The 15,692-nt window shown below is 33.0% G+C and carries 14 protein-coding genes; 5 read left to right on the top strand and 9 right to left on the bottom strand.

The annotated features are described in order from the left end of the window. Positions 1-30 precede the first annotated feature (30 nt). A complete protein-coding gene (locus ABF281_RS04555) occupies positions 31-1,218 on the bottom strand; it encodes a phosphoglycerate kinase (RefSeq protein ID WP_347180510.1) in 1,188 nt (395 codons plus the stop codon). A gap of 157 nt (positions 1,219-1,375) precedes the next feature. Here ABF281_RS04555 and ABF281_RS04550 point away from each other — a divergent pair, with 157 nt between their 5' ends. The 3 genes from ABF281_RS04550 (at position 1,376) to ABF281_RS04540 (ending at position 3,704) form a co-directional block, all read left to right on the top strand. Then, a complete protein-coding gene (locus ABF281_RS04550) occupies positions 1,376-2,518 on the top strand; it encodes a DNA polymerase III subunit delta' (protein WP_347180509.1) in 1,143 nt (380 codons plus the stop codon). A gap of 74 nt (positions 2,519-2,592) precedes the next feature. Then, a complete protein-coding gene (locus ABF281_RS04545; protein ID WP_347180508.1) occupies positions 2,593-2,943 on the top strand; it encodes a hypothetical protein in 351 nt (116 codons plus the stop codon). Between the two features lie 62 nt (positions 2,944-3,005). Further along, positions 3,006-3,704 carry a DUF2490 domain-containing protein gene (locus ABF281_RS04540; protein ID WP_347180507.1) on the top strand — a complete coding sequence of 233 codons (699 nt, stop codon included), beginning with the start codon at positions 3,006-3,008 and terminating at the stop codon, positions 3,702-3,704. 196 nt (positions 3,705-3,900) lie between these two features. On the opposite strand, the gene ABF281_RS04535 is transcribed toward ABF281_RS04540, so the two are convergent. The 3 genes from ABF281_RS04535 to ybeY all read right to left on the bottom strand — a co-directional run bounded on the left by ABF281_RS04535 (position 3,901) and on the right by ybeY (position 7,327). After that, a complete protein-coding gene (locus ABF281_RS04535) occupies positions 3,901-4,896 on the bottom strand; it encodes a class I SAM-dependent methyltransferase (protein WP_347180506.1) in 996 nt (331 codons plus the stop codon). Between the two features lie 89 nt (positions 4,897-4,985). Further along, positions 4,986-6,863 carry a tRNA uridine-5-carboxymethylaminomethyl(34) synthesis enzyme MnmG gene (gene mnmG / locus ABF281_RS04530; RefSeq protein ID WP_347180505.1) on the bottom strand — a complete coding sequence of 626 codons (1,878 nt, stop codon included), beginning with the start codon at positions 6,861-6,863 and terminating at the stop codon, positions 4,986-4,988. Positions 6,864-6,916: 53 nt separating this feature from the next. Then, on the bottom strand, positions 6,917-7,327 hold the full coding sequence (gene ybeY, locus ABF281_RS04525) for an rRNA maturation RNase YbeY (RefSeq protein ID WP_347180504.1): 411 nt from the start codon (positions 7,325-7,327) through the stop codon (positions 6,917-6,919). A 130-nt stretch (positions 7,328-7,457) separates the two neighbouring features. Between ybeY and gltX the strand changes: the two genes are divergently transcribed. Together gltX and ABF281_RS04515 are read left to right on the top strand one after the other, a co-directional pair. Further along, positions 7,458-8,972, top strand: coding sequence for a glutamate--tRNA ligase (gene gltX / locus ABF281_RS04520; protein ID WP_347180503.1), 1,515 nt, complete (start codon positions 7,458-7,460; stop codon positions 8,970-8,972). Positions 8,973-9,054: 82 nt separating this feature from the next. Beyond that, positions 9,055-9,969, top strand: a complete 915-nt coding sequence (locus ABF281_RS04515) for an SPFH domain-containing protein (RefSeq protein ID WP_347180502.1) — start codon at positions 9,055-9,057, stop codon at positions 9,967-9,969. 8 nt (positions 9,970-9,977) lie between these two features. On the opposite strand, the gene ABF281_RS04510 is transcribed toward ABF281_RS04515, so the two are convergent. The 5 genes from ABF281_RS04510 to rnr all read right to left on the bottom strand — a co-directional run bounded on the left by ABF281_RS04510 (position 9,978) and on the right by rnr (position 15,272). Then, complete coding sequence (locus tag ABF281_RS04510) at positions 9,978-11,360, bottom strand: DUF5723 family protein (protein ID WP_347180531.1); 1,383 nt, start codon at positions 11,358-11,360, stop codon at positions 9,978-9,980. Between the two features lie 133 nt (positions 11,361-11,493). Further along, a complete protein-coding gene (locus tag ABF281_RS04505; RefSeq protein ID WP_347180501.1) occupies positions 11,494-12,069 on the bottom strand; it encodes a hypothetical protein in 576 nt (191 codons plus the stop codon). A gap of 54 nt (positions 12,070-12,123) precedes the next feature. Then, positions 12,124-12,306 carry a twin-arginine translocase TatA/TatE family subunit gene (locus ABF281_RS04500; RefSeq protein ID WP_347180500.1) on the bottom strand — a complete coding sequence of 61 codons (183 nt, stop codon included), beginning with the start codon at positions 12,304-12,306 and terminating at the stop codon, positions 12,124-12,126. A gap of 61 nt (positions 12,307-12,367) precedes the next feature. Beyond that, the gene (locus ABF281_RS04495; RefSeq protein WP_347180499.1) at positions 12,368-13,024 is read right to left on the bottom strand and encodes a DUF2807 domain-containing protein; all 657 of its coding nucleotides are present in this window, start codon (positions 13,022-13,024) and stop codon (positions 12,368-12,370) included. Between the two features lie 37 nt (positions 13,025-13,061). After that, positions 13,062-15,272: a ribonuclease R gene (gene rnr / locus ABF281_RS04490; protein ID WP_347180498.1), complete on the bottom strand. Its 2,211-nt coding sequence runs from the start codon at positions 15,270-15,272 to the stop codon at positions 13,062-13,064. Between the last annotated feature and the right edge of the window lie 420 nt (positions 15,273-15,692).

Genomic DNA, 15,692 nt, shown 5'->3' with positions numbered 1-15,692 from the left:
AAACGCCTTTTACTTTATTTGTTTTTATTCTTACAACTCCATTAAAGCTGCAATACCTGGTAATGTTTTACCTTCCATATATTCTAATAAGGCACCACCTCCCGTAGAAACGTAAGATACATCTTCTCCAAAACCTAGATTGTTTATAGCCGCAGCTGAATCTCCACCTCCGATTAATGAAAATGCGCCCTTTTCAGTAGCCTCTTTTACCGCTTTTGCGACTTCAATAGTACCTGACGCATATAATGGAATTTCAGAAACCCCCATAGGACCATTCCAAATCACAGTTTTAGACTCTTTAATAACGCTTGAGAAAAGCTCGATTGTTTTTGGTCCAATATCAAAACCTTCCCATCCTTCCGGTATTTGGCCTGTTGGAACTACTTGAGTGTTGGCATCATTAGAAAAAGCATCTCCTAATAAATTGTCTTGAGGAAATATCAATTTCACTCCTTTGGCCTTAGCTTTTCCTTCTAATTCCAAAACATAATCTAACAAATCATTTTGACACAAAGAGTTCCCAATGTTACCTCCTTTTGCTTTTACAAATGTGTATGACATACCACCACCGATGATAATATTATCCGCAACATCTAATAATTTTTCAATAATTAAAATTTTATCAGAGACCTTAGCTCCACCCATTATTGCTGTTACTGGCTTTACGCCACCTTTTAAAACTTTATCTGCATTTACCAATTCCGCTTCAATAACCAAACCTGCCAATTTATCTTTAAAAAATTGTGCAACAATTGTAGTCGATGCATGAGCACGGTGAGCAGTACCAAAAGCATCATTAACATATACATCTCCTAATTTAGATAGTTGTTCCGAAAAAGCAACATCTCCTTTTGTCTCTTCTGCAAAGAATCGTAAGTTTTCCAAAAGTAAAACCTCTCCCGGTTGCAACGTTGCTACAGCAGCTTCAGCTTGTGAACCAACAGTCGCAGGAACAAATTTGACCTCTACTCCAATAATTTCTGAAGCTTTCTTTACGATATGACGTAGAGAAAATTGATCTTCTACTCCTTTTGGGCGTCCTAAATGTGACATCAAAACAGCTGCTCCTCCATCTTTGAGAATTTTCGCTATTGTTGGTTTTGCAGCCTTTAACCTTGTTGTGTCTGTAACGTTAAAATCAGCGTCCAGGGGCACGTTAAAATCTACTCTTATTAAGGCTTTTTTACCTTCAAAATTAAAATCATTGATTGTTTTCATGTGTCAAATCTAAATTGATGTGTTGCAAATATAAAGCTTGATTCTTATTCTAAGTATTGCAATGCGTGAAATTAACTAAAACGTTTTAATTAATATTAATTTATTTTGGTGATAATTAAATTGTAAATTTGAAGTTGACTTTACAGGTTAAAATGTTATGCTATTTAATCAAATTATTGGACAACAACATATTATCAATCACCTAAAAAGGTCCGCTGACCATGACAGGATTGCTCACGCACAATTGTTTGTTGGTGCTAACGGTGTTGGTACATTAGCTTCAGCCATCGCATACGCTCAATATATCTTGTGCAATCATAATGAGACCTGCGACGCAAGGGTTGCAAAACTACAACACCCTGATTTACATTTTGCCTTTCCAACAGCAGTAAACGACAATGTAAAAAAACATCCAGTTAGTAAACTATTTTTAAAGGATTGGAGAATTTTTGTTAAAGAAAATCCTTACGGAAGCTTGTTCCAATGGTATCAACGTTTAGGAATAGAAAACAAACAAGGCCAAATAGGTGTCGACGAGGCCGAAGAGATTGTAAATGCAATTAAACTAAAATCATACGAGGGTGGCTACAAAATTATGATTATTTGGATGGCAGAAAAAATGAACAATGCCGCTGCAAATAAACTATTAAAATTACTAGAGGAACCCCCTGCTAAAACCATTTTCTTACTGATCGTAGAAAAACCAGAATTACTAATCAACACTATTTTATCCCGTTGTCAAATCTTAGAATTTCCTTTGTTAAGTGATGAAAATATTACGGAGGCACTTATAGATCGTGAGAATTCTTTTCCTGCTGAGGCAAAAAAAATTGCTTACAGTGCTGAAGGCAGTTATCAAAAAGCTCTAGAACTCTTAAAAAGTGAAGGAAACGATAAAGAATATGAACAACTTTTTATCACGTGGGTACGTGCCGCTTTTAAAGCTAAAGGAAACCCAACGGTGATTCAAGACCTGATTGGATGGTCTGAAATGATTGGAAAAATGGGTCGTGAAAAACAAAAACAATTTTTAAATTTTTGCCTTCAGTTTTTTAGACAGGCATTGTTATATAACTATGGTGCAAAAGATTTGGTTTTTTACAATAGCCAAACTGATGGATTTAGCCTTAAGAAGTTTGCTCCTTTTATACATAGTGGAAATATAGAAGCCATCAATGCTGAACTAAACGATACCATTTACCATATAGAAAGAAATGGTAATGCAAAACTAATCCTCTTAGACACTTCTATAAAGCTGACTAGATTGTTGCACTCGAAAGAACAAGAAACCACTCCATAGCCCAATCTGGACTTCTAGACGTACAACAATCCTCATCAAAAACTTAACAAATCAAGAAGTAAATAAGACCCTCAATGATACTTACTATACAGTGTTTTCTTTTTATATCTTTTGGATATTCTTTATTTGAAAAATTAAAGGACAAACAAGGGTACTCCTTGTTTTTGGCTCATCACCTAAAGCTTGAAAAATCAGCAAAATACTTTTGGTGGCTATTGGTCATACTAAACACAATGGTGACATTAACATTACTTATGGGAATGCTATCTCCGTTGATCCCAATTGCCTTCTCCTTTAAAATTACTGCTTGTACCATTTTGATACTTCTGTTTGGTCAAAGAATAGCGAACGATTATCAAGGAGCCGCAAACTTGGGGATCTATATGGCCTTGACAATTATAGGTTGGTATTTAGAAACTTGTTGAAATCAAAAATTTTACTTTGACCCTGTCTGAAATGAGGGCGTTTAAAAACTAAAATGATCTATTTGAACTTACTAACCACTATACAAGAAAAAAGAAAATCTATCGTAATCTTTACCCTAAGCATGATGGCTTTCAAATCTTCTGGACAAACTGCTTCTGAACAGAATCAAACTGATTTTCACACTTGGACTTCTATTGGTGTCATCCATAAATTAAACGAGAAATGGGACTTTAAATTAGAAGAACAACTCCGTTTAAAAGAAAATTCTATGACCATAAACCAATCTTTTACAGATATAAATATTGGTCACACGCTACTTCAAAATTTTAAATTGAATGTTGGATCGAGGTTCATTAACGAAAACGTAGGACCTAAAAAAGAAGATAAAAAATATTTTAGATTTAACATTGATGGAAATTTAACCCATAAAATCTACAAATTCTCTCTCAATAACAGACTACGATACCAAAACTTAAATGAATTTGGTAATACAAACTTCTCAATAAGGCACGCAAGACTAGAAACATCCTTGGCTTATGATCTAAGAAAATGGAAATCTATGCCAAAGGTTTCTGGTGAAATTTTTAAACGCTATATAAACAACGAAACTGGTCAATACGAAAAATACAGACTAACGTTTGAGACAGAGTTTAAAATAAAAAAAACAGGAACATGCGCGTTCTTCTATAGAGTTGATAAAGGGATAGCCAACAAAAAAACAATACAAATTTTAGGAACAAAATTTTATGTAAGAATTTAAAAGCAATAACCCGAACAAAACGACAAGAACGCAAAATACATTACTATAATCAAAACCTATTTAAAAATGATTTCTCATAGCAAAACACAGAAAAAAACAAACCTAAAGGAGACGCGCTAAGTGAGTTACACAGAAAAGAACACACACAACAGCGAGACATCTTTTTAAATCGCTTAAAACAGATTTAAATACCGTTTTACATATTTTTAAGGACATAAATGAGTGAAGAATACTCTCCAGTTCTTTTAGCTTTAAGATTAGACTTTACCCCACGGTAAATAGCTTTGAAAAAATTCTTCTTCCCGTTTTTGTATTGTTCACTCAAAAGAGACACATAAAAAGCATCAAATTTCATTGGAACAGTTTTTACAACCTTCATGAATTCGGTTGAAAACAATCGGTGAATAGCTGTTTGGGAAAAGTGCCACAAATGCCTTGGAACATCAAATCCTGCCCAGTGCTCTTGGTAAAATTCGGCATCATAACTTTTATAATTAGGAGCAGCGATGACCAAAACTCCACCCGGCTTCAACAGCTGCTTTAGCCTATAGATATATTTGTCTAGGTCATGAACATGTTCCAGTACGTGCCACATCGTAATTACATCAAATTGATATGTTTTATGTTCAGGTGTATAATCTTCCTTAAACTTTAAAACTTCATCCTCAACATTCTTCAACTCGTACTCTGAGTGATGATACAACTTCGTCTGTTTGTAACTTTGTTTGTAGTCAAAATCTTTCACCTCCCCAGCAAAATCATCTTCAAAAAAAGCATGAACATCAGAATAGACATAAGTATCTTTCCTGAGCTTTTCCAACGCTTTATTTCTCGCTTTTTCTGAGGGCTCAATACCAGTAACATTCCAACCTGCTTGTTGACACACATTCAAAAAATCTCCTGTTCCGCAGCCAATATCTAAAATCGTTTTTTCTTGAATATCAAATGCATCTAACATTTCTAGCTTGTGATTCAATGTAATTTTTTTCACGAAACCATAAACCCTATCCGTAATTGATCTTTTACGATCAGTATGTGAAATGTAATCTTCCGTGTCGTAATATTTTGCTAAATCTTCTTTATTAGGTCTTGGATTGGTGACCAACAAGTCAATTCGATCATCTAACAACAATTCGAATGTTTCTTTTGAAACTGAAAAATCTTTCGTTTTTAAATACTTTTCTAAAGCCATAGGATATACTTATCACAAGTTTTTATTACACAAAAGCAAGTCCACTTGCTTAAACTATGTTTTCAATTGTTCCACGTGGAACTTTATATTTATCTTCCCATATAAACCAACAAAACGGAAACGTCAGAGGGTGATACGCCGCTGATTCTACTAGCCTGAGATATGGTTATGGGTTGAATTTTTGTTAATTTCTGACGAGCTTCGATAGATAAAGATTTGACTTTGTGATAATCAAAAGCTTTTGGAATAGAGATGTTTTCAAGGCGCTGTAACTTGTCTGCATTGTTCTTTTCTTTTTCTATATAGCCTGCATATTTTACTTTTACTTCTGCTTGCTCAACAGCATCGTTGTCAATATGATGCTGCTTAACAAAATCTGCAACGCCTGGGAAGTTTATGACATCTTTAAAATCAATCTGAGGACGCGATGCTATTTTAAACATTTTAACAGACTGTTTGACAACAGCTGAATTTTTAGAAATCAAAACAGGATTAACATCCTCTGGTTTGATACTTGTCTCATGTAAAAATTTAACCAAAAGATCAGAATGTAAAACTTTCTGGTTTACCCTTCGCAAGCGTTCGTCAGAAGCCAATCCAATGGCATTAGACAAAGGAGTCAATCTAATATCAGCGTTATCTTGACGGAGCAAAGTTCTATACTCTGCTCGAGAAGTAAACATTCTGTAAGGCTCTTCTGTACCTTTAGTAATCAGGTCGTCAATCAATACACCAATATAAGCTTCGTCTCTTTTTAGTATGAAAGGTGGTCTGTCTTGTACTTTTAGGGCTGCGTTGATTCCAGCCATCAAACCCTGAGCACCTGCCTCTTCATAGCCAGTAGTTCCATTAATTTGACCAGCAAAAAATAGGTTGTCAACCAGTTTTGTTTCTAGCGAATGACGTAACTGTGTGGGTTGGAAAAAATCATATTCTATGGCGTAACCGTAGCGTAAAAACTTAACCTTCTCAAATCCTGCAACTTTGCGTAAAGCCATATCTTGAACATCTTCAGGTAATGAAGTTGAAAAGCCGTTAACATAAATTTCTACAGTGTCCCACCCTTCAGGTTCGACAAAAATCTGATGTCTGTCTTTTGAAGCAAATCTATCTATTTTATCCTCTATGGAAGGACAATACCTTGGCCCTGTTGACTGTATCCTTCCGTTGAACATAGGAGATCTGTCAAAACCTGACCTTAACAAATCGTGTACTTCTTGGGAAGTATAACTCATGTAACAAGATTTCTGAGTGGTCAGATTTTGAGTAGTAGGTAGATATGAAAACTTTTCAGGATGCTCATCTCCTGGTTGCTCAATCATTTTGGTAAAATCTAATGAACGAGCGTCTACCCTAGGAGGTGTTCCTGTCTTCATTCTTCCGGACTCAAAACCAGCTTTAACAAGATCTTCCGTGATACCCGTGGAAGCACTTTCTCCAGACCTTCCACCGCCAAACGATTTCTCTCCTATATGAATCAAACCGTTTAGGAAAGTACCCGCAGTAATCACAACAGACTTGGCTTTGATAATAAAACCTAATCCTGTTTTGACCCCTTTGATCACACCATCTTCGATGACAAGACCTTTGATCGTATCTTGATAAAAGTCCAAATTATCTGTTTGTTCTAACATGAGTCTCCATTCTTCAGCAAAACGCATTCTATCTGATTGCGCCCTAGGACTCCACATGGCCGGACCCTTAGATTTGTTTAACATCTTAAACTGTATCGCTGTTTTATCAGTAACGATACCACTATAACCTCCTAAAGCATCTATCTCTCGTACAATTTGACCTTTAGCAATCCCTCCCATTGCAGGATTACAACTCATCTGAGCGATGTTCTGTAAACTCATGGTGACCAATAGGGTTTTAGAGCCCATGTTAGCAGCAGCGGCAGCAGCTTCTGAACCCGCATGGCCAGCTCCAACCACAATAACATCATAAGTATCAGTAAATAAACTCATAGTATATCTTTATAAAAACATTTAACTTGTCAGTGTTCCACGTGGAACTTATGTTAAGACAAAAGAAACATATATTGTTCTTCTTTTTTTCTCATCATCACCGCGTCACTAGTGGTTTTATCTTTGTATCCGCAGTAATGAAGTATTCCATGTATGACAACCCTTGGCAACTCCAAATCAAAAGAAATGTTTAAATCATTTGCATTGTCTTTAACTCTTTCTATAGAAATAAATACGTCACCAGAAATCAACTTACCAATGGAATAATCAAAACTAATAATATCCGTTAAGGTATCATGAGCTAAAAACTCAACGTTAAGTTGATGAAGATACGCATCATCACAAAAAATATAGTTGATTTCACCAACTTCAAAACCTTCATTTAAGATTGCATTAGTAATCCACTTAGAGTAAAACTCTTCGTTAACAAGCTTAAAATCAGACTCATAGTTAAAAATAATCATATCTAGTATTTAACAATACAAAGGTAATAAAAAGGATGATAGATTGAAACAGAATAAAATAAAGTATAAACAATTAAAAAAATTGATAGATAAAGTATATTTGCTCTTTAATACCATAAAATTCAAAACCATGGAAAAGGTACGTGTAAGATTTGCACCAAGTCCAACAGGACCATTACATATTGGAGGGGTTAGAACCGCGTTATTTAATTATTTATTTGCCAAAAAACACAATGGTGATTTTATACTGAGAATTGAAGATACAGACCAGACCAGGTTTGTAGAAAACGCTGAAGGCTATATAAAAGATGCCCTAGCGTGGTGTGGAATTCCATATAATGAAGGACCTGACAAAAACGAAAAATATGGTCCATACCGTCAATCTGAAAGAAAACATATCTATAAAAAATACGCTGATGCATTGGTTGCTAGTGGACAAGCCTACTATGCCTTTGATACAAGTGAGGAGCTGAACGCGTTGAGATCAACTGCAGAAGCAGAAAAAACAGTATTTGTTTACAACAACAAAACACGAGACACATTAAACAACTCATTACAACTTTCAAAGGAGGCGATAGAGAAGAAACTAGATACTGGTGAAAAATATGTCATTAGATTTAAAACTCCTAAAAATCAAAAACTAATCATGGATGATATGATCCGTGGGGAAATCGTTGTAGACACAAATACGTTAGACGATAAAATACTCTTTAAATCAGATGGTTTACCAACCTACCATTTGGCAAATATTGTTGACGATCACTTGATGGAAATCAGTCATGTCATCCGTGGGGAAGAATGGCTACCTTCTTTACCCCTTCACACTTTGCTGTATGAAGCGTTGGGTTGGATCACCCCTAAATTTGCTCACCTTCCATTAATTTTAAAACCTGTAGGGAAAGGAAAACTGAGCAAAAGAGATGGGGACAAGCTAGGCTTTCCTGTGTTTCCATTAAACTATACCAACAAGCAAAACAATGAGGTGTCTAGAGGATACAGAGAGGATGGGTTTTTTAGCGAGGCATTTATAAATATGCTGGCATTCTTAGGTTGGAATCCTGGAAACGAAAAAGAGATATTCTCATTAGAGGAATTGACAAAAGAATTTAGCCTTGAAAGAGTTTCTAAATCTGGAGCTAAGTTTAGTCCAGAAAAAACAAATTGGTTTAACCAACAGTACATGCAATGTTTACCATTAGAAAAAATTGTAAACGAATTTAAACTACAGTTTGAAAAAAATGTAGCTGGGCATACAGATGACTATATTTCAAAAGTTATCGGTACGGTAAGAGAACGTGCGGTATTCACTAAAGATTTATGGAGCCTGTCACACTATTACTTCAAAAACCCCTCCTCTTATGATGAAAAAGCAGTTAGAAAACAATGGAAAGAAAACACTTCAGAACTCATGGAAAGTATAGTGAATCTGTTGATGGAAATAAAGGAGTTTAAAAGCGCTAACATTGAAGAAAAAACTAAGGAGTATATCAATAGTACTGGATTTGGCTTTGGGAAAATAATGCAACCCCTTCGATTAAGTATTGTTGGTGCTATGCAGGGACCACACCTATTTGATATTATGGAAATGGTCGGTAAAGATAACTGCATATTAAGAATACAAAATGCCATTGATAAAATGAAATAAAAAACACTGTAACCAAGCCTTGAGCACCAACTCAAGGCTTTTTTATGTAAAAAAACAGTATCTTTAAATAAAATACTTCATTATGACTTCAACTTATATCATCATTACAATCATTACCCTTATAGGGATTCTGGGTATATTTACTGTACAACAACAAACCACTGCCATTGTAGAAAGGTTTGGAAAATTTGTAGGGACAAGACAGGCGGGACTTAATTTTAAAATTCCTTTGATCGATAAAATAGCAGGAAGAGTAAGTTTAAAAATTCAACAATTAGATGTTTTGGTAGAAACGAAAACTAAAGACGATGTTTTCGTTCAAATGAAAATATCGGTTCAATTTCAAATCTTAAGAGAAAAAGTAAAAGATGCTTTTTATAAATTACAAAATCCTCATGATCAAATTACAGCTTATATTTTTGATGTCGTTAGAGCAGAAGTACCAAAAATGAAGTTAGATGATGTTTTTGAGAAAAAGGATGATATTGCTTTGGCTATTCAAAGAGAACTAAAAGAGGCAATGCTCAGCTATGGGTATGATATCGTTAAAGCATTAGTTACAGACATAGATCCTGATGCGCAAGTAAAAGAAGCGATGAATAGGATAAACGCTGCAGAACGTGAAAAAATAGCCGCACAATTTGAGGGAGACGCGCAAAGAATATCTATTGTGGAAAGAGCACGTGGTGAAGCAGAAAGTAAAAGATTACAGGGAAAAGGTATTGCAGATCAACGTAGAGAAATTGCTAGAGGTCTTGAGGAGTCTGTAGATGTATTAAACAATGCTGGCATCAACAGTCAAGAAGCTTCAGCTCTTATTGTGATTACCCAACACTACGACACACTTCAATCTATTGGCTCTGAAAGTAATAGTAATTTAATTTTGCTTCCTAACAACCCAAATGCAGCAAGTAGTATGTTAAACGATATGGTTACAAGTCTGGTTGCAGCAAATAAAATTCAAGAAAACTCAAATAATAAGGAGAAAGAAAAATAACACGCTATTTAACGTCTTCTGTTTAACTTAGAGTTAGAATGTTTTTTGTCTATGGAATACTTATATTCCTTAACTACTTTTTTGTCTAAGAAGGGAATTTTTAATCCCAAGAACAAGTCACCACTTTTAGAATAACTAGACAAATTGGTAAATAAAGAAGAGCTTCCTAAAAAGAAATAACCCGTTCTAATTCCAATTCCAGACTTAAAAAAACCAAATTCATTCAAGCTAAAAGGCATAAAAATAGATAACTTTTCTGTTTCATAACGTGGGCTAATTACAAAATTTGAAATATAATGTATCCTATTTCGAGAAGTTGAACCCAGCATATAAAACTCATAATTAGCGTTAAGATACCATTTGGTTTTTATATTATAGTCAAAATTAAACCTCGCTGTTGTGGGTAATAAATAAGTTTCTTTGGTCTTAACTGCTTTAGATATTGAAAAGTAATTCTCAATATCTAAAGTATAGTTTGAAGAAGCTAAATTGATTATAAAATTATTTGGAATATTTCTGTTTGAAACAACTTTATCGTAATTCAAATATCCAAAATCAATAATAGAAAAACCTAATTTATAAGTATACGAAGATTTACTATAATATACATTACCCCTACTATCTATTAGATTTACAGGTAAGTTTTTATCTCTCCTCTCATAAACCATACCCAGGTCTAATCCCATTCCAAAATTGGTTCCATTTTCTGAAAATGAAGTAACTACATTCCCTGAAAAATTAAGAGAGCTTTGGGTAGGGTTTGTGGGATTATAGTTAAGATTTAGATCTAAATCTTTAACGGAAACACCTGCAGTTCTTATTCCTCTTAAGAATTTTAATGTACCCCCTAGTTTTAAAAAATCTCTTGGCGAACTTTTAATAACACCCGCATACGAAACTCCAAGTTCTGCCCAATAAAACCCTTCGGAGCTGTGATCATATTCCAGGTCAAAATCATCAACAAATTTGATAGCTTCGGACAAAGTTGCCGTGCTTAAATCTAACTTTTTTTTATCAATAGCAACATCGCTAATTAATTTGGTGTTTATATTGAGTGCTTGACTAGAAAACCTAAGACTTGTGGTAACTGCAATTGCATTGTTATGATTTATAGACCACAAAAAAGAGGGTCCTAAGAGAGATCCGCTAGCATAAAAATTATTGCGATTGGATGTGATATTTCTATAAATATATTTTGATGGATTTTGCAGACCATAGGTAGAATTAGGTAAAGTGGTTTCTTTATAATTGATATAATTTGGAATGATGTCTTTTAAACCAAACTTTAAATCCCCTAAAACTTTAAAAGGGTATGCGGAGTAATTATTGTTATCCGCATGAATACTTGTCGTAATGATATTAAAATCAAACTTATATTGAGTGTCGAGTATATTGGCTGGGTTATAAGAAACCGACTGTATCCCTTAATAATTGTCAATAAAACCAATTGAACTTTGGCTAAATAAAAGTTCGAAAGCAAAACAAAGAAATATAACAAGTCTATACTTCATCAGTAAAAAAGAATTATTTTTTATCTATACTGTTATAAAAGTGTGCAAAAGCTATGTACTGAATAGGAGCAATTAAAATACTTAAAAACAATAAGTTAAAATAAAGAATTATTACTGAAAAAGAAAAAAACAACAAGAAAAGATTGATATACTTTAATTCATTTCCTTTCATCATTTCTTTACTTTTTTTAAAAACCTCCATCGGCTCTAAAGATGGATATTGAACCATTATAAAAAAAGATTGTGAGAGCCAAATAGCAATTATAATTCCTGGCACAATAAAAAGTAAACCTCCCAACACAATAAAAACTAAAGACAATAAAAAAACACCTAAAGCATTTTTAAAAGAAATAAAACCGCTAAAAATTTCTTCTGTTTTTATTAATTTTTGCTGGGTTATAAGTAGAGTAGTTCTTGATAAAATTGTCCTTAAAGGTCCAGACAAGATCAAGAAAAATAAAAGACCGACAGTTTTATCAAAAATAAAAACACTCGGTAGTAAATTTAAAGGTAAAGAAGCAATTAATGCAACACTCCAAGACCGTTTAAAATCTTTTATCGTACGTTTTAGAATAGTTAAATTGCTCATATATGTAAATACCTATTCTTTCGAATAGGTATTTTATCTAATAAAAAAATTATTTTACTTAATCTCTTCTTTTTTATCTTCTTCTTTGGTCGCTTTTTTGAATTCTTTTATTCCGCCACCAAGACCTTTCATCAACTCAGGAATTTTTCTTCCTCCAAACAATAATAAAACGATTACAGCAATAATAATCCATTCGTTCATTCCCATTATCCCTAGGGGTAAATTTAAAACATTCATTTTAATTAAATTTTAGATCTTCGACAAAGATACAATAAAAAAAAGCAACTTTTCATGGTTCTTATTTTCGAATAACTTTACCTAGTAATGTTTTTTCATTCACGGAATTGGGCTGTCCTCTGTATATAATTTCAGCTTTAAATTTTGCAGTTGCCTCTAAAAACTCACTTACATGAATTTCTGCAAGAGAAGCGTTCGCACTGATCGTAGTCTGCTTACTTATGAATTGAAAAGCATGGTAAAAACATTTCGCTCCCACATAAATTTTTTGGCTTTCAGTAGTACCTTTTAACGTAATATTACTCCCTAACTTAAGCTTGGCTACCAAATGTTTTGTTTTTAGCCTTAAAACTGCTTTTACATTGTGATTTGCTTCTATTTCAAAAAATTCTTCATGAATAGGAGTTTTTGAATGTATCTTAACTGAATTGGTTAACTTTAGATAGCGCAAACCTGGCTCATAATAAATATGAACTTTTAAGTCATTTTTAAATTTTTTATCTAAAGAAGTAAATAAGTGAAGTTCTTGGTTCTTATTTTTAATTTGTAATTTATCAATATCACTTCCAGTAACTTCTATTTTACTATGATTTGCAGTCTCTAAAATTACCTCTATGGCACTACTTATTTTTATAGACTTAAAAGTATCTAATTTTCTAGTAATACTTTGTGAAAATATAACGTTTGAGATTAAAAAGAAAAAAATAAATCTATTCATATCAAGAACTGTAATTTTATAATCCTATCAGTTCAAATTATTCTTCTATCAAATAAAAATCTAAATGTTTACGCTCTAAATCTGCATTTTTTACTTTGATCCATACCTCATCTCCTAGCCTATAAATAGTTCCGTGTTTACGACCGACTAGTGCATATTCTTCCTGATCAAAATAAAATTGATCACTAGTAATATCTCTTGTTCTAACCATTCCTTCACATTTATTTTCCATCACTTCTACATAAATTCCCCATTCTGTTACTCCGGAAATTACCCCTTTAAAAGGGGTGCCCGTAAAATTTTGCATGTATTTGATTTGCATATATTTTATTGAATCTCGCTCTGCTCTTGTAGATAACATTTCCATCTCTGAAGAATGCTTACATTTTTCTTCGAAATTTTCTGCAGATACAGATTTTCCTTTCTCTAAATAGTGTTGTAACAAGCGATGAGCCATCACGTCAGGATATCTTCTTATTGGTGATGTAAAGTGACCGTAATAATCAAAAGCCAAACCATAATGACCTATATTTTCTGTTGTGTATTCTGCTTTACTCATCGTACGGATGGTCAGTGTTTCAATCATATTAGACTCGGCTTTACCGTGAACATCACTTAACAATTGATTTAGCGATGCAGTCGTAGATTTTCTAGATTTCACATCAATCGAATAACCAAATTTTTGAACCAAATTTCCCAAAGCTTCCAATTTATCTATATTAGGTTCATCATGAACTCTATAAATAAAAGTTTTCTTAACAGCCCCTTCTTTTGTTTTCCCTACGAATTGAGCTACTTTTTTATTAGCCAGTAACATAAATTCTTCAATCAGTTTATTAGCATCTTTAGATTCTTTGAAAAAGACTCCTATCGGAACACCGTCCTGATTTAAGTTAAATTTTGTTTCTATTTTATCAAAAGCTAGAGCTCCTGACTTCATACGTTTTCCTCTCATTATTTTAGCCAGTACATCCATTTTTAAAATAGCTTTAGCTATTTCTGGATCTACATCATATGCTCTATCAATAATAGAAATTGAGGCTGGAATCGTATGTATTTTTGCATCTGGTTGTTCTATGATCACTTGTGCTTCCTCGTAAGCAAATCTTTTGTCTGAATAAATAACAGTCCTACCATACCATTCTTTTTTAATCTCTGCGGCCTCATTCAATTCAAAAACAGCAGAAAAAGTTAATTTCTCTTCTTCTGGCCTTAAAGAACAGGCACCATTTGATAAAATTTCTGGTAACATAGGAACAACCCTATCTACCAAATATACAGAAGTAGCTCTTTTATATGCTTCTTCATCTAAAAGTGAACCCTCTGCTACATAATGAGAAACATCGGCAATATGTATACCTATTTCATAATTTCCATTTGGTAATTTCTGAAAAGATAAGGCATCATCAAAATCTTTTGCGTCTCTAGGATCAATCGTAAAAGTCAAGACATCACGCATATCCCTACGTTTTCCTATTTCTTCTTCCGAAATAGTTAAATCTAATGCTTTAGCAGCCGCTTCAATTTCTGGTAAAAATTCATAAGGCAAGTCGTATTGCGCTAAAATGGAATGAATTTCTGTATTATGTTCTCCTGATTTTCCTAAAACTCTAGTAATTACTCCATAAGGATTTTTTGAGTCTGCTGGCCAATCCGTGAGATCCGCAACAACTTTATCACCATCTTTAGCTTCACCTATTTTATCTTTAGGTATAAAAATATCATTATTCATAGCTCTATCATCAGCAACAACAAATCCAAAACGAGAACTCAATTGCAACTTTCCTACAAAACTTGTTTTTTTACGAGTTATAACTTCTACAACTTCGCCTTCCAATTTATTCTTCTGTTTTCTTTTATAGACATAAGTTTTAACAGTATCTCCATTTAAACCTCCTCCAATACTATTTTTATGAATAAAAACATCTGAATCAAAATCTTCACATATAAAGTAAGCATTTCCAGTACTCGTAACATCAAGAGTACCTACATGATAATGTTTTTCTGCGTCTAATATAAATTTACCTTTACTTTCTTCTTTTATTTTTTTTTGCGCTTTTAAAGCTTCTAGCTTTAGTAGTAACTGCTGTCTACTAGCGTGATCCTCTAACTTTAAAGCACTTGCAATCTGTTTGTAATTCAAAGGTATTCCACGCTGTTCATTCAGTAGTTTAAATATCTTACGCGTTAAATCTTTGATAACGCCACCTTTCTTTTTATAAATACTTTTCTTTTTACCTCTAGGCATATTTTATTTTTGTTTACTTCGATAAAGGTACTGCAAATACCGAATGATTTGATTAAATTGTTTTTATTTTAAAGCTTATCAACATCTTATTATATATAATATTTTCTTTTTAAAAAATTTATAAAACCTATGATGTGTTATTATTAGGTGTTTATTTATACAATAACTATTGAATCTATAATTTTGTTTTTTACTTTACTTTACTTTATGAACATGTTATCATTATTATAATATATTCATTTATAAATGATTAACTATACTTATTCACAACTGTTGATAACCGTAAAATATATTTTGTAACTAATAAATACTTTGAATTTTTATTTAATAAACAAGTAATAAACTGTTAATAACCTTTTGATTTATTTTAAAAAATAAATTTGTTTGGTATTGTATATACACTGTATTTAATTTTTTTAC

This window comes from Wenyingzhuangia sp., from assembly GCF_039768515.1.
Classification (GTDB): domain Bacteria; phylum Bacteroidota; class Bacteroidia; order Flavobacteriales; family Flavobacteriaceae; genus Wenyingzhuangia.
The sequence above is the reverse complement of the archived record's forward strand: the minus strand, read 5'-3'. Positions and strand labels throughout refer to the sequence as shown.

Bases quoted from the DNA above. Each gene is read 5' to 3' on its own strand.
- ABF281_RS04555 (WP_347180510.1), bottom strand. From the start codon at position 1,218: ATGAAAACAATCAATGATTTTAATTTTGAAGGTAAAAAAGCCTTAATA.
- ABF281_RS04550 (WP_347180509.1), top strand. From the start codon at position 1,376: ATGCTATTTAATCAAATTATTGGACAACAACATATTATCAATCACCTA.
- ABF281_RS04545 (WP_347180508.1), top strand. From the start codon at position 2,593: ATGATACTTACTATACAGTGTTTTCTTTTTATATCTTTTGGATATTCT.
- ABF281_RS04535 (WP_347180506.1), bottom strand. From the start codon at position 4,896: ATGGCTTTAGAAAAGTATTTAAAAACGAAAGATTTTTCAGTTTCAAAA.
- mnmG (WP_347180505.1), bottom strand. From the start codon at position 6,863: ATGAGTTTATTTACTGATACTTATGATGTTATTGTGGTTGGAGCTGGC.
- ybeY (WP_347180504.1), bottom strand. From the start codon at position 7,327: ATGATTATTTTTAACTATGAGTCTGATTTTAAGCTTGTTAACGAAGAG.
- gltX (WP_347180503.1), top strand. From the start codon at position 7,458: ATGGAAAAGGTACGTGTAAGATTTGCACCAAGTCCAACAGGACCATTA.
- ABF281_RS04515 (WP_347180502.1), top strand. From the start codon at position 9,055: ATGACTTCAACTTATATCATCATTACAATCATTACCCTTATAGGGATT.
- ABF281_RS04505 (WP_347180501.1), bottom strand. From the start codon at position 12,069: ATGAGCAATTTAACTATTCTAAAACGTACGATAAAAGATTTTAAACGG.
- ABF281_RS04500 (WP_347180500.1), bottom strand. From the start codon at position 12,306: ATGAATGTTTTAAATTTACCCCTAGGGATAATGGGAATGAACGAATGG.
- ABF281_RS04495 (WP_347180499.1), bottom strand. From the start codon at position 13,024: ATGAATAGATTTATTTTTTTCTTTTTAATCTCAAACGTTATATTTTCA.
- rnr (WP_347180498.1), bottom strand. From the start codon at position 15,272: ATGCCTAGAGGTAAAAAGAAAAGTATTTATAAAAAGAAAGGTGGCGTT.